This window comes from Zunongwangia sp. SCSIO 43204, from assembly GCF_019904275.1.
GTDB classification, from domain to species: domain Bacteria; phylum Bacteroidota; class Bacteroidia; order Flavobacteriales; family Flavobacteriaceae; genus Zunongwangia; species Zunongwangia mangrovi.
The window spans coordinates 309792-325115 of record NZ_CP063204.1; the positions used below are offsets into that span (position 1 = coordinate 309792).

12 protein-coding genes and 1 pseudogene are annotated in these 15324 nt (G+C 37.4%); 8 read left to right on the top strand and 5 right to left on the bottom strand.

What is annotated here, in order from left to right; translation table 11 throughout:
• Positions 1–25 precede the first annotated feature (25 nt).
• The 4 genes and pseudogenes from INR75_RS01460 to xrtF all read right to left on the bottom strand — a co-directional run bounded on the left by INR75_RS01460 (position 26) and on the right by xrtF (position 5574).
• Positions 26–3760: pseudogene (locus tag INR75_RS01460) on the bottom strand (efflux RND transporter permease subunit).
• A gap of 115 nt (positions 3761–3875) precedes the next feature.
• The gene (locus INR75_RS01465) at positions 3876–4289 is read right to left on the bottom strand and encodes a hypothetical protein (RefSeq protein ID WP_223090470.1); all 414 of its coding nucleotides are present in this window, start codon (positions 4287–4289) and stop codon (positions 3876–3878) included.
• A gap of 288 nt (positions 4290–4577) precedes the next feature.
• On the bottom strand, positions 4578–5030 hold the full coding sequence (locus INR75_RS01470; RefSeq protein WP_092539383.1) for an exosortase F system-associated protein: 453 nt from the start codon (positions 5028–5030) through the stop codon (positions 4578–4580).
• The gene (gene xrtF / locus INR75_RS01475) at positions 5014–5574 is read right to left on the bottom strand and encodes an exosortase family protein XrtF (protein WP_223090471.1); all 561 of its coding nucleotides are present in this window, start codon (positions 5572–5574) and stop codon (positions 5014–5016) included. Before xrtF ends, INR75_RS01470 begins: the two co-directional genes overlap by 17 nt.
• Before the next feature lie 82 nt (positions 5575–5656).
• Between xrtF and INR75_RS01480 the strand changes: the two genes are divergently transcribed.
• On the top strand, positions 5657–6118 hold the full coding sequence (locus INR75_RS01480) for a GAF domain-containing protein (RefSeq protein WP_084842567.1): 462 nt from the start codon (positions 5657–5659) through the stop codon (positions 6116–6118).
• Positions 6119–6302: 184 nt separating this feature from the next.
• On the opposite strand, the gene INR75_RS01485 is transcribed toward INR75_RS01480, so the two are convergent.
• Complete coding sequence (locus INR75_RS01485) at positions 6303–7556, bottom strand: ABC transporter permease (RefSeq protein ID WP_223090472.1); 1254 nt, start codon at positions 7554–7556, stop codon at positions 6303–6305.
• Between the two features lie 146 nt (positions 7557–7702).
• On the opposite strand from INR75_RS01485, the gene purH reads away from it, so the two are divergent.
• From purH to INR75_RS20570, 7 genes are all read left to right on the top strand, one after another.
• On the top strand, positions 7703–9235 hold the full coding sequence (gene purH, locus INR75_RS01490) for a bifunctional phosphoribosylaminoimidazolecarboxamide formyltransferase/IMP cyclohydrolase (RefSeq protein WP_223090473.1): 1533 nt from the start codon (positions 7703–7705) through the stop codon (positions 9233–9235).
• Positions 9236–9268: 33 nt separating this feature from the next.
• Entirely contained in the window at positions 9269–10297 is a 1029-nt protein-coding gene (locus tag INR75_RS01495) for a rod shape-determining protein (protein ID WP_092539387.1), read from the top strand.
• A 15-nt stretch (positions 10298–10312) separates the two neighbouring features.
• Entirely contained in the window at positions 10313–11137 is an 825-nt protein-coding gene (gene mreC, locus INR75_RS01500; RefSeq protein ID WP_223090474.1) for a rod shape-determining protein MreC, read from the top strand.
• The gene (mreD, locus tag INR75_RS01505; RefSeq protein WP_223090475.1) at positions 11130–11636 is read left to right on the top strand and encodes a rod shape-determining protein MreD; all 507 of its coding nucleotides are present in this window, start codon (positions 11130–11132) and stop codon (positions 11634–11636) included. Before mreC ends, mreD begins: the two co-directional genes overlap by 8 nt.
• Positions 11633–13528: a penicillin-binding protein 2 gene (gene mrdA, locus INR75_RS01510; protein WP_223090476.1), complete on the top strand. Its 1896-nt coding sequence runs from the start codon at positions 11633–11635 to the stop codon at positions 13526–13528. Before mreD ends, mrdA begins: the two co-directional genes overlap by 4 nt.
• Positions 13503–14753 carry a rod shape-determining protein RodA gene (gene rodA / locus INR75_RS01515; RefSeq protein ID WP_223091825.1) on the top strand — a complete coding sequence of 417 codons (1251 nt, stop codon included), beginning with the start codon at positions 13503–13505 and terminating at the stop codon, positions 14751–14753. The genes mrdA and rodA overlap by 26 nt, the downstream gene beginning before the upstream one ends.
• Positions 14754–14998: 245 nt before the next feature.
• A complete protein-coding gene (locus INR75_RS20570) occupies positions 14999–15235 on the top strand; it encodes a hypothetical protein (RefSeq protein WP_370629875.1) in 237 nt (78 codons plus the stop codon).
• Positions 15236–15324 lie beyond the last annotated feature (89 nt).

Here is a 15324-nt window from a genome sequence, read left to right on the forward strand (position 1 = left end):
TTCTAACAGCGAAGCGGTCTCAATTCTAACTTCTCATTACTTTTTTTAACTTCAACTCCTTCTTCCAACAAAACAATACCGGCACCACAAAAAGTGTGATCAAAGCGATTAACATTCCGCCGAAACTTGGTATTGCCATTGGGATCATAATATCACTTCCACGTCCTGTACTTGTTAGCACCGGCAATAATGCTAAAATGGTCGTTGCTGTGGTCATTAAACAGGGTCTTATCCTTTTCTCTCCGGCTTCAACCACAGAAGCTCGAATAGCTTTTACCGTATTGGGTTCATTTTTACCGAAAGTTTGTGTTAGATACGTCGCCATCACCACACCATCATCTGTTGCAATCCCGAAAAGTGCAATAAATCCAACCCAAACCGCAACACTTAAATTGATGGTATGCATTTGGAATAGATCCCGAAGATTTTCACCAAACAGACTGAAATTTAAAAACCAATCCTGCCCATAAAGCCAGATCATAATAAATCCTCCTCCAAAAGCTACGGCAATCCCGGTGAACACGATAAAGGATGTGGTAACCGATTTAAACTGAAAGTACAGAATCATAAAAATGATGAGCAGCGCCAGTGGAACCACGATCGATAAAGTCTTCGCAGCACGAAGCTGATTTTCGTAATTCCCAGTAAATTCATAATTAATGCCCTGCGGAACTTCTAATTCACCTGAATCTATTTTATGCTGAATAGTTCGCTGTGCATTTTCAACCACATCAACTTCAGCAAAACCATCCATTTTATCAAAAAGCACATAACCAATTAAAAAAGTGTCTTCACTTTTTATTACCTGCGGCCCTTGTTCATAACGAATTTCAACCAGCTCATTTAAAGGAACAGGCGTACCGTTTTCTACCGGAACATAAATATCTTTAAGATCCTCTGGTGAATCGCGAAGCTCTCTTGGATATCTTACTCTAACCGAATATCGCTCTCGACCTTCAACCGTCTGACTCAGCATTTTTCCTCCAACAGCAACTTCCAAAACTTCCTGAACATCACTTACTGAAATTCCATATCTGGCTAATCGATCGCGTTTAATATCCATTAGCAAATATGGTTTTCCTACGATTCGATCGGCAAAAACGGCTTCATCTTTTACGCCTTCAGCTTCTTTTAGAATTTCTTCCAGCTTCATTCCAAAAGCTTCAATTTGCTTTAAATCCTGTCCGCTTACTTTTATTCCCATTGGCGCACGCATCCCGGTTTGCAGCATTACCAATCGTGTTTCGATAGGTTGCAGTTTTGGCGCAGAGGTGATTCCAGGTAATTTTGTAGCTGCTGAAATTTCGTTCCAAATATCATCTGGTGAGCTTATCGCAGGTCGCCAATTTCTAAAGTACTCGCCATCATCATCTGGAATTAATTGTTCTCTACTAATTTTATAGCTTGAATTTATCGAATCTGGGATCTCATTTTCAGTAAAACGAGCACTTCCATCGATAGCGAGCTTTTTATTTTTCAGTATAAAAAAACCATCGTTATCAACCTTGTAACGTTGACGTTTCCCGTTCTCGTTCAGCATATATTCAGATTTATACTGAATGATATTTTCGTACATACTGAGCGGTGCAGGATCTAAAGCCGACTCGGTTCTACCTGCCTTCCCTACCACCGTTTCAACTTCAGGAATACTAGCCACCGCCATATCCAATTGCTGTAAGATTCTCTTATTTTCAGCAACTCCTGCATGAGGCATCGAGGTTGGCATCAGCAAAAATGAACCTTCATTAAGCGAAGGCATAAATTCTTCGCCCGTGTTTCGCATAATCGAGAATCCTGCAATGATGATGGCCAGTGGAAAAACAAGGAATAAAATCTTATTTGCTAATGCCCAATGTAAGATTCGGGTATAATTGCTTTTGAAAAGATTGAAAACGAACAATAAACCAAAACAAATGATCGCCACCATGATCACATTCCAAATGATCGAACTATCTAAACCAAGTGGTCTCCAAAAAACAGCCAGCATAAATACAATAGCGGTCGCAATAATGCCAACCACAAGCCAGTTATGTTGATTTTCTGAAGTGATTTTTTGCGCCTTTAAAATTCCGGCTACTCCTAAACCTATCAAAACTAAGCCTATCCAGAATCCGTAAAAAATCATTGCAATTCCGGCCAATATTAATATTCCCTGAATGGCTAAATTGAAATTTTTCCGAAGTGTTCTTTTTCTGAAAATACTTGCAGCAAATGGCGGAATTAAAAACAGCGCAACAATGATCGAAGCAGTAAGCGCCATGGTTTTTGTGAAAGCTAGCGGACGGAATAATTTCCCTTCAGCCCCTACCATCGTAAACACCGGAATAAAACTAATGATCGTAGTTAAGACCGCCGTAATGATCGCGCCAGAAACCTCAGCCGTTGCATTATAAACCACCGTGTTTGTTGGCAGATCTGCTTCGTTTTCATCTAAATGCCGAATGATATTTTCTGAAAGGATCACCCCAACATCGACCATCGTCCCAATAGCAATCGCAATTCCTGAAAGTGCCACAATATTAGCATCGACATTAAAGAATTTCATCCCGATAAATACCATTAACACGGCAACCGGAAGCAATCCAGAAATAAGAATGGAAGCTCGAAGATTAAACACCATGATCACGATCACAAAAACAGTGATCAAAATCTCTAAACTCAGTGCTTCGTTTAAAGTTCCTAAAGTTTCATGAATTAGTTCAGATCGATCGTAAAACGGAACAATAGTAAGTTGTGAAGTGGTGCCGTCGGATAGTTCTTTAGAAGGTAAACCACCACTTATAGAAGCAATTTTATCTTTCACATTATTGATCACCTCCATTGGGTTAGCGCCATCACGAGCAACCACTACTCCGCCTACAACCTCAGCGCCTTCTTTATCTAAGATTCCGCGTCGCGCTGCAGGACCTAAAGAAACTTTTGCTACATCGCTAACTTTTAATGCGGCAAAATCTTTGGAGGAAACAACAGCTTTTTGGATATCCTCAATAGATTTTACATAGCCGAGACCGCGCACTAAATATTCTGCCTGATTGATCTCTAAAGTTTGTGCTCCAATCTCACGATTACTTTCTTTTACGGCTTTAACGACATCTTGCAAACTAACGTTATACTGGCGCATTTTTTCAGGATCTACATCAATTTGATATTCCTGAACATAACCACCAATGGAAGCAACTTCAGACACGCCACCGGCACCAGAAAGGGCGTATTTCACGTAAAAATCCTGAATGCTTCGTAACTCCTGAAGATCCCAGCCACCGGTTACATTTCCATCTTTATCGCGACCTTCTAAAGTATACCAGTAAATCTGACCTAAAGCCGTAGCATCTGGCCCTAAAGAAGGATTTACACCATCGGGCAGCAATCCGCCTGGTAATGAATTTAATTTTTACAGGATTCGGCTTCGACTCCAATAGAATTCAATATCCTCTTCAAAAATGATATAGATACTCGAGAAACCAAACATCGAAGAACTCCGAATGGTTTTCACCCCGGGAATTCCCAGTAACGAAGTGGTAAGTGGATAGGTGATTTGATCTTCGATATCCTGCGGCGAACGACCTTCCCACTTTGTAAAAACTATCTGCTGATTTTCACCAATATCGGGAATGGCATCTACCGCCACCGGATCGCGTGGCAACCATCCTGTATCCCAATTAAAAGGCGCATTTACCACTCCCCATCCTACCAAAACCACAAGTAGGATTACGGCAACCAGTTTGTTTTCTATTAAAAATTTAATGCTTTTATTCAGCATAAAAAGAAATATTTGATCTTAAAAACACATAATTTCAGCTTTGAGCCTAACCTAAAAAAAGGCATAGCAAAATCATCGAAACTTGATTAAGCTTCGACATTGAAATATGTTTAGATCAAATAAGGAACACCTGATCCTGCAACTGAATATCGCAGACCAGTTTTGGCGGGGAATAATCTTTAAAAGGAATAAAATCTGGCTCTGAAACCTCGAAAACCTGAAGGTAAGAATAGACAAAACCAGTGATAAATAATTGCTGCTGAAAATCGAGATTATTGAAGTTCTGCTTCAGTTCGTCCTGACCTTTAACTTCTACTTTCTTATTGGTACAGCAGGGTTCTTTTGTAATGGAAGCTTCAGCTGAAGTTGCTGAATTCATTTCCATTTCGCAGGTCTTTGCTTTTGTAAAAATGGCGCTATCCACAAGGAAATTTCCGCAGAAATGCTGATCTACCGTAAAAGATAAGGTAGAAAAAAGCACTAAAACGGCTAAAATGGAAGCGAATATTTTAGCAAAAACCTTTTTCATTTATTACAAAAGTAGTCGATAATCGATAATTTACAACAAAATAATTGATTATCCGTAATTTCTATCAATGCTTTATTTTCGTCATTCCGGACTTGATCCGGAATCTTTCATGTATGAAAAACAAACTATTATGATGAGACCCTGAATCAAGTTCAGGGTGACACATCCTTATTATGGTCTTATTTCGAAATAATTAGCAAACAAGCTTAGAACAAGCTAAATAGCTATTCACTCAGCAAAAATAATAGAATAAAGGAGCTTAGAATTTCAAAATTTAGGGAAATTCTTTCAATTTAAGTTCTTTCTTCTTCGGTTGTGCATTCGGTAATAATAAAAAGCGGGTAAAAGCACCAAAATGAACACTGGATGAATTAAAAAACGACGAACATAAAACAGGGCGAGAAAATGTTCGTTTTCAATAGTAAAAACTAAATAGGTAAAAACGCTCCCGGCAATCCCAAAAAGCAATAGAAATAAAACGGCTGAAAACTTTACAATATTACGATCTACAAATGCTATCGCGATGATCCCTACGGAAATGAGACTGTTTAGTGTATATCTAAAAAATGTATTCAGAATCAACAATCCCGGCTTAAACTCTGGAATCTTATCACGCAGGTAATCTGAAGATTTAAAAAAACGAATTAACGGATCGTAGAAAAGACTGCTTTCGTAAAACCGAATGGCCGCCAGCACGATCACTAAGATCCCGATAAAAATGATTCTATACCTCGCCTTCATTCTTTTCTAAATTTGCATAGACCCGCACCCAGGAAATCCATAAAATAATAACGGTGCCGTAGATAATTAGTGGAAAAATAATTTCGTGCATCAAACTCGCATATTGCGGATATTCGTAAATCCCAATGGTAAGCAAAGCGATTCTAATTAAATTCATGGCATAAATAAGTACACTCCCACCCAAAATGTAAAAAATCGTGGTTCTTTTTTTCGCAAAGAAAGACAGGATAAAAGAGATAAAAAGAATAATCACACTTATACTGTTACAGCCTTCTACCACGCGGACTAAAAAAGCATCTTCGATAAAAACCTTTATGGCCCTTTCGGTTTCGTGAGCTTCAAGTTTTATTGCGTATCCCAAAAATTCCATTACGGCTGCACTTTGCCTGCTAACGATATTGGTGAAAAAATCGGGGTAAAATTCAGTTTGAGCTTCAGAATAAATTAAATAGGAATTATACAACACAGAAAGCAGAAAATAACTTCCGAGGAAAACGGCAATAAACCGAATAACAACGCTATATTTTTTAAAAAGCTGAAGCAATTGTAATGAGTTTCAACAAATTTAGACAAATGGCTGTAACAGCACTTAGATTTTAAATACTTTTGCTTAAAAATTAGAAATTATGCCATTTGACAAATTAAGACCACAGGTTGAAGACATTCTAAACACCAAAGAATTATCTGTAGATCATCGATTAACACAGGTTTGTGAGTTATTGATGGAAAACATTCCTTATTATAACTGGGTTGGGTTTTATTTTAAAAATGGTGATAAAGAGGAATTAAAACTTCGCTCTTTTGCCGGTGAACCAACCGATCACGAAATTATTCCCTTCGGAAAAGGAATTTGCGGGCAGGTTGCTGTTTCTAACGAGAATTTTGTGGTGCCAGATGTAAAAGCACAGAACAATTATATCGCATGTAGCATTCATGTTAAAGCTGAAATTGTAGTGCCATTATTTGTAAATGGTGAAAACATTGGCCAGATCGATATCGATTCTCATACGCCAGATCCATTTTCTAAAGAAGACGAATTGTTCTTAGAATTTGTGAACGAAAAAGTTGCCGAGATCCTGGAGCAGTAATTCAGTAGGCAGTTTGCAGTAAAAAGTTTAAGTCGCCGTTGACGGCAGACAGTGAAAATAGTTCCCACAAAGAGAAAACCTCACAATCCTGATTTTATCGAAATTGTGAGGTTTTTATTTTTCAAAGTAAAAAATGATCTTGTCTAAACTCTAGAATCTATTCTCTAAAGTAGCGGTCTAAATGTTACATTCCGGTTCTAATAGCTTCAACAGGATCTAGTCTTGATGCTGAAATCGCAGGAATTATCCCCGAGATCAAGCCGATTAATGCTGAAACTGTTGTTCCCAAAAGAATATTTCCGAAGGAAAGAATAAATTCAAAATCTCCCGTGAAATTAGAAACTATGATCGTGGTGATCCAAACAAAGAACAATCCTGCTGCACCGCCAATGATGGCCAGAATGATTGCTTCAAATAAAAATTGGAAAAGAATGAACTTATTTTTTGCCCCAAGTGATTTCTGAATTCCGATTAGGTTAGTACGCTCTTTTACACTTACAAACATGATATTGGCAATCCCAAAACCACCCACTAATAATGAAAATCCGCTTATTACGAGTCCGATCATATTTAGCGTTCCTGTAATATTATCGATCATTTCTGTAAATCCTTGTAATTGATTAACAAAAAAGGTACTTACTTCACCGGGTTTTATTCCGCGGAAAGTTCTAAGACGTTGCTCTAAAACCGCAAGGAATTCGGCATTATCGACATCGGCTTCAGGTTTTATCATTATTTGAGGAAAAATGCTCCTATTATTTTCCCCATAAATCCTTCTGGTAACATTTACCGGTACAAAAACCTGACTGTCTTTACTAGGCCCAAACATCGAGGAACCTTCTTTCTTCAGCAAGCCAATTACCGTAAATTTTCTTCCGTATAAACGAACCTGTTTACCAATAGGATCTATACTTCCAAAGAGATTTTCAGCAATTTCACTTCCCATTACGATAACAGGCGAACCACTGGCAGCCTCAGATTCGTTAAAAAATCGACCTTCTTCAATATTAATCGCTTCAATATCGTAATACTCACTTCCAACCGACTGTACTGACACACCAAGACTACTGGCATCCTGATATTTTATAGTTTCAGCAGGAACATTTTGAGTAAAAGTAACTGCTTTGGCATCTGGCAGGTTTCGTTTTAAGAACTGATATTCGTCGTAAGTAACATCTGGAAATTGTTGCCATTTCCACCGTGGGATATCTGTAGGCCCAAAATTAAAACGCATCACGATGGTCGTACTATTATCCAGACTACTTAAAGATCCAGAAATTTCGTTCTTTAATGAATCTACAGCAGCAAGTACACCGATAATAGAGAAAATTCCTATCGTCACTCCAAGCAACGAGAGAAATGTACGCAAAAGGTTATTTTTTAAAGCATTAATCGCAAAATTAAAACTCTCACCAAGTACTCTTAGAAATATAAGCATAATAAAATAGCTGCTTTTTTAAACAGAATTATTTATATGACGCACAGCTTAAATATTCGTTACAAAATTTATTTATAAATAAGCAAAAACACTTTTAAGTTTTTGCCTTAAATACTTACTTTTGCCACTTTAACAAACACAACATAATGAGCAATTTAAAACAAGCCAAATCTGCATTAATTTCAGTTTTTAGTAAAGATGGTTTGGCTCCCATCGTTAAAAAGCTTAACGATCTGGGAATTACAATTTATTCTACCGGAGGAACAGAGAAATTTATTAAAGATCTAGGGATCGATGTTGTTCCTGTAGAAGACGTTACTTCTTACCCTTCTATTTTAGGTGGTCGTGTAAAAACCTTACATCCAAAAGTTTTTGGAGGAATATTAAACCGCCAGGATAACGAAAGTGACGTTAAAGAAATTGCTCAATACGAGATTCCACAAATAGACATCGTAATCGTAGATCTTTATCCTTTCGAAAAAACAGTAGCTTCTGGAGCTTCTGAGCAGGATATTATCGAGAAAATAGATATAGGTGGTATTTCACTTATTCGTGCAGCTGCTAAGAACTTTAAGGATGTACTTTGTGTATCTTCTGTAAACGATTATGCAGATTTCCTGGAAGTTTTGAAGGAAGGAAATGGTGAAACCAGCTTAGCACAACGTAAAAATTTCGCGGCAAAATCATTCAATATCTCTTCGCATTACGATACTGCTATTTTCAACTACTTTAATACTTCAGAAGAAATTCCTGCTTTTAAACAAAGTATTCAGGAAGGAAAATCCTTGCGATATGGTGAGAATCCACATCAAAAAGGGACATTTTTTGGAGATTTTGATGCAATGTTTGATAAGCTCCACGGAAAAGAACTATCTTACAACAACCTTTTAGATGTTGATGCTGCGGTAGTTCTTATGAACGAGTTTAAAGGAGAAGCGCCAACATTTGCCATTTTAAAACATAACAATGCTTGTGGTCTTGCTCAACGCGATACAATAAAACAAGCCTATGTTGATGCTTTGGCCGGTGATCCAGTTTCTGCTTTCGGCGGAATTTTAATTGCTAATACAGAAATTGATAAAGCTACTGCTGAAGAAATTCATTCTTTATTTTGTGAAGTAGTTATCGCTCCTTCTTTTTCTGAAGAGGCTTTAGAAATTTTAAAAGGAAAGAAAAACCGAATTATTTTAATTCAAAAAGAAATAGAACTTCCAGAAAATCAGGTGCGCACCTGCTTAAACGGAGTTTTAGTTCAGGATAAAGACAATAAAACAGATGTTTTAGACGATCTATCCTACGCAACAAATAATAAACCTACAGAACAGGAAATCGAAGATCTTTTGTTTGCTTCAAAAATTTGTAAGCATACAAAATCTAACACTATTGTTCTGGCTAAAAACAAACAACTTTGTTCTAGCGGAACGGGACAAACCTCACGTGTAGACGCTCTAAGACAAAGTATTGAAAAAGCAGGTTCTTTTAATTTCGATCTTAAGGGTGCGGTAATGGCAAGTGATGCCTTTTTCCCATTCCCAGATTGTGTAGAAATTGCCGGAAATTCTGGAATTACAGCAGTAATTCAGCCAGGTGGTTCTATCAAAGATCAATTAAGTATCGATTATTGTAATGAAAATGATATTGCAATGGTAATGACAGGAACCCGCCATTTTAAACATTAATAGAATACTTTTTACCAATACATAAAATAACCTATGGGATTTTTTGATTTTCTCATTGAAGAAATAGCGATAGATTTAGGAACTGCCAATACTCTTATCATTCATAATGATAAGGTAGTGGTGGATAGCCCTTCGATAGTAGCCCGTGATCGTTCCTCTGGAAAAATTACGGCTGTTGGAAAAGAAGCGGCAATGATGCAGGGAAAAACACATGAGAATATCAAAACTATTAGGCCGTTAAAAGACGGTGTAATTGCAGATTTTGATGCGAGTGAGAAGATGCTTACCATGTTCATTAAAGAGATTCCGGCGCTTAAACGTAAAATGTTTACTCCGGCTCTTAGAATGGTTATTTGTATCCCATCTGGAATTACAGAAGTTGAAATGCGTGCGGTAAAAGAAAGTGCCGAGCGTGTTAATGGTAAAGAAGTTTACCTTATTCATGAACCTATGGCTGCTGCTATTGGTATTGGTGTAGACATCATGCAGCCTAAAGGGAACATGATCGTAGATATAGGTGGTGGTACTACAGAGATCGCGGTGATCGCTCTTGGCGGAATTGTTTGTGACAAATCCATCAAAATTGCTGGGGATGTTTTCACCAACGACATCGTATATTATATGCGTACACAGCATAACCTTTATGTTGGTGAGCGAACTGCGGAAAAAATTAAGATTCAGATTGGTGCTGCTACTGAAGATTTAGAGGTTCCGCCAGAAGAAATGAGCGTACAGGGACGTGATCTTTTAACAGGAAAACCAAAACAGGTAAATATTTCTTATCGAGAAATTGCCAAAGCACTGGACAAATCTATTCTTAGAATTGAAGACGCAGTTATGGAAACCTTATCTCAAACTCCGCCAGAATTAGCAGCAGATATTTACAATACCGGAATCTATCTTGCCGGTGGTGGATCGATGTTAAGAGGTTTAGATAAGCGTTTATCTACCAAAACAGATCTACCGGTTTACATTGCTGAAGATCCTTTAAGAGCGGTGGTAAGAGGAACTGGTATTACTTTAAAAACGCTAAATAGATATAAAGGAATATTGATCAAGTAGGAGAAGCAGTAGCTTATGCAGCAGATATTCAATTTTCTGATTCGGAACAAGAATAATATTTTGTTCTTGGCATTGCTTGCGTTTTCTATTTTTCTTACGATACAAACCCATTCATTTCATAAAAGTAAATTTATAAGTTCTGCCAATTGGGTAACCGGCGGTATTTATTCCTGGAACAATAATGTACAGGATTACTTTTATTTAGATGAATACAATCAGCGTTTGGTAGAAGAGAACAGAAACCTTCGAAACGTTATAAGGCAATTAAGCGGAAAGGACACCATCCCGAATTATACCGATACCACATTTGCTTCAGATTATATATTTAGAAGCGCAGATGTGATCAATAACAATTTCTCTAAAAGGGATAACTATATCACTTTGGATAAAGGCGAGAACGATAGTATAGCTGCAGAAAATGGGGTGATAACTAGTAAAGGTATAATTGGGATTATTGATAGAACCAATAGCAATTACTCTCGCGCAATTTCTATTTTAAACTCGCAGTCTAAAATTAATGCACAGCTTAAAAAATCAAATCATTTTGGTAGTTTGATCTGGGATGGTAAAAACCCTAACCTAATGCAACTTACCGATGTTCCCAAACAGGCTCCTGTTGCAAAAGGCGATACTATTATCACCGGAGGGAAAAGTTTAATTTTCCCAAAAGGCTTATTAATTGGTACTATCCAGGATTTCAAATTAGATAATACCGAAAGTTATTTTACGATCAACGTAAAGCTATTCAATGATATGACCAATATTGGTTATGTTTATGTAATTGAGAATAAGAACAAGGAAGAAATTCTTTCTTTAGAAGAAGGAGAGGAAAATGAATAGCAACTTAATTTCTAATATTCTACGTTTTATAGGCCTAATTTTAATTCAGGTTCTGGTTCTTAACAATATTAATTTTATGGGGTATGTAAATCCATTCCTCTACATCTTATTTTTGTTGTTATATCCTTTTAACACCAATCAAAGTCTATTTTTATTTCTGGCTTTTTTACTGGGATTATCTGTAGATATTTTTGAGGATAGCGGCGGTATACATGCTGCTGCCTGCCTAGTGGCTGCTTTTGTGCGACCAAATTTACTTCGTTTCTCTTTTGGTATAAGTTATGATCATCAAACACTACGCTTATCTGCCACTCCGCTTGGAGCCAGGATAAGTTATGTGGTGCTTATGGTAGCTATACATCATTTAGTATTATTTTCTTTGGAAATGTTTAGCTTTAGTCATATAATACTAATACTTAAAAAGACGTTATTTTCAGGTATATTTACTGTACTTGTAATTTTACTTAGTATCGCACTTTTCAGCAAAAAATATCGATGAGAAGAATTCTTTTATATGTTATAATTCTTACTACCGGATTTATATTTCTTGGTAGGCTTTTCTATTTGCAGGTAGTAGACGACAGCTTTGCTGTTCGATCTAATGATAATGCGGTAAAAGTGGTTTACGATTACCCGCAACGAGGATATATTTACGATCGTGATGGCGAACTTATGGTTTCTAACCAACCATCTTACGATGTGATGGTAATCCCTCGTAATCTTAAGCCTTTCGATACTACAGAACTTTGCGCAATTGTAAGTTTAGAACGTAAAGAATTAGAGCGAAGATTAGATAAAGCAAAGATCTATTCTCCATTCTTGCCTTCAGTAATCGTACCTCAGCTGACCAAAAGCGAATACGCGTTCTTACAGGAGAAAATGCGTAATTATGAAGGTTTTTATATTCAGAAGAGATCTTTAAGAGATTATCATGTAGATCATAGCGCTAATGTTTTAGGTTTTATTGCTGAAGTTGCTCCTGCTACCATTAAAAAGAATCCTTATTACAGCAGTGGAGATCTAATTGGAAGAAAAGGTGTAGAAAGCGTTTATGAAGACACCTTGCGCGGGGTAAAAGGGGTAAAGTACATTCAGAAAGATAAACTGAATCGGGATATTGGCCCTTATAAAGACGGAATTTATGACACTTTACCAGAGCGTGGTAAAGACATCACCATTTCTGTAGATTCAGATCTACAAGCTTATGGAGAATATTTAATGACCAATAAACGTGGGGGAATTATCGCGATAGAGCCTTCTTCAGGAGAAATTTTATCCATGATTACCGCACCAACCTACGATCCTGCCGATTTAGTAGGTAGAAAAAGATCTCCTAATTTCAGCAAAATGTGGCTAGATTCTACTGCAAGACCGCTTTATGATCGTAGTATTTTAGCGCAATATCCACCGGGGTCTCCATTCAAAACAATGAATGCATTAATCGCGCTGCAAGAAGGAGTTGTAGATACAGATGATACTTTCTCCTGCCACCATGGTTATAGTTATGGTCGTGGTCGTAAAATGGGTTGTCACGCGCATTCCAGCCCCGTGAATATGAACCAGGGAATTGCACAATCCTGTAATTCATATTTTGCGCAGGTATATAGAAAGATCATCGAAAAATATCCTACTCCGCAAGAAGGAATAGACGCCTGGAATAAGCACGTGAGAAGTTTTGGTCTTGGTGATTATTTAGGAAATGATCTAAGTACAGGAAGACCAGGTAAAATACCAACTTCAGAATATTATAATCAAATTTACGATTACCCAACCTATAAATGGTACGCTACGGCTACCTTATCTAATGCGATTGGGCAGGGTGAAGTTTTGCTTACACCAATTCAGCTAGCTAATATGACGGCAACCATTGCTAACAAAGGATGGTATTACACGCCGCACATGATCAAAAAAATTGATGGCAAACCCATAAAAGATGAAAGGTTTACTAAAAAACATCAAACCACTATAGATCCTGAAAATTTTGAACCTGTAATCCAGGGAATGCACGACGTTTATAATAATGGTACGGCTAGGTCTTTACAGATCGACGGAATTGAAATTGCGGGAAAAACAGGAACTGCAGAAAATTTTGTTAGAGTAAACGGAAAGAGGATGCAGCTTACAGATCATTCGATCTTTGTAGCTTTCGCTCCTGTTGACGATCCAAAAATCGCCATTGCAGTTTTTGTTGAAAATGGATACTGGGGAGGTCGTTATGGAGGAAAGATCGCCAGTTTAATGATCGAAAAATACATTAAAGGTAAAATTACCAGACAGGATCTTGAAGACTACGTAATGGATCCCAAGAATAGTTTAGAAGATGAATATGAAAAACCCTATAGCGGAGAACCTTTCTTAATCAATGATGGCAAGAAAAACGGCTGGCTTTGATTGGCTAACGATTTTAATTTATTTTTTACTGGTATGTTTTGGTTGGGCTAATATCTATTCGGCCTCACTTGGCTCAGGTCCCGCCGGGAACTATTTCGACCTTAACGAGGTTTACGGGAAACAAGCTTTATGGATTGGTCTAAGCATCTTTCTTATCGTTATAATATTGGCGATAGAAGTTAAGTTTTATCAGCGATTTTCCAGCGTTATCTATATCACGGCCCTACTCCTGCTTGCGGGACTCTTTGTTTTTGGTAAAACCATTTCTGGAGCTACTTCATGGTACGCAATTGGCTCCTTTCGATTACAACCTTCAGAATTTGCCAAAATTGCCACCGCACTGGCCTTGGCCAAATATGCAAGCGATATACAAACCAATATTAAGCTTTTTTCGCATCAATTTAAAGCATTCATCATTATTGCCTTACCGGCATTACTTATTGTTCCTCAACCAGATCCTGGGAGTGCAATGGTTTATGCCGCATTCTTCTTCCCGCTATACAGGGAAGGAATTTCAGCCTTGTACCTGGTGCTCGCACTTACCGGTGTTCTTATTTTCGTAGGAACTTTGTTAATTGGCCCCATTTGGGTTACAATAGCCGTTGTGATACTTGCCGCATTAAGTTTCTTACTTAAAAAGAAAAAGCGACCGGGCATTCCATTATTGCTATTTATTGTAGCCGCTTGTATTGGATTATCATTCTCGGTAAACTATATTTTTAATAATGTTTTTGAGCAACGCCACCGTGACCGCTTTAATATCGTACTTGGGAAAGAAGTAGATAGCCGCGGAATTGGGTATAATACCAACCAAAGTGAAATCGCTATTGGTAGTGGTGGATGGACAGGTAAAGGATGGACAGAGGGTACACAAACTAAAGGGCACTTTGTACCAGAACAACATACCGATTATATTTTTAGCACCGTTGGAGAAGAATGGGGTTTTGTTGGAAGTGGCATCGTAGTGCTTTTATTTGTGAGTTTATTACTCCGACTTATATTTCTTGCAGAACGCCAAAAATCACAGTTTAATCGAATCTATGGTTATAGTGTCGTTGGAATAATATTCCTACACTTTATGGTGAATATCGGGATGGTGATAGGCATCTTCCCTACTGTTGGGATTCCGTTGCCATTTTTTAGCTATGGAGGATCAGGATTGTGGGGATTTACGATCTTGTTATTTATATTTATAAGATTGGATTCTGACCGACTCTCCTTCTAATGCCGAAAATTGAAATCATTACAGAAATCACTGCTGAAATTCAGCTTGTATTCGATCTTTCCAGAAGTATAGATCTTCATCTTATTTCTACGGAAAAAACGAAGGAATAGGCAATTGCTGGCAAAACTAAAGGTCTAATTGAATTAGGTGAACAGGTTACCTGGCAGGCTACACATTTTGGGTTAAGACAGAAATTTACATCTAAAATTATCGAATTTCAGCCTCCATTTTTATTTGTTGATCAAATGCAAAAAGGAATATTTAAATTCTTTAGACACGAGCATCACTTCAAGATAATTTCCAAAGAAAAAACACTGGTTATAGATATTCTAGTTTATGAAGCTCCAATAAGATTTTTAGGAAAACTAGCCGACTTCCTATTTCTGAAGAGATATCTTAAAGACTTTCTTAGTGAAAGAAACAAGATCATAAAAGCTTATGCCGAAAAAGGCGAGGGTTCAGCATTTGTTCAGCAATATTAAAATTTACATGGCACAGCGCTCTGCTATCAAAAGAGCGGCTGCAACAAGCAAAATCAAAAATGGATAAACGATCTTTCGTTTCATTATAA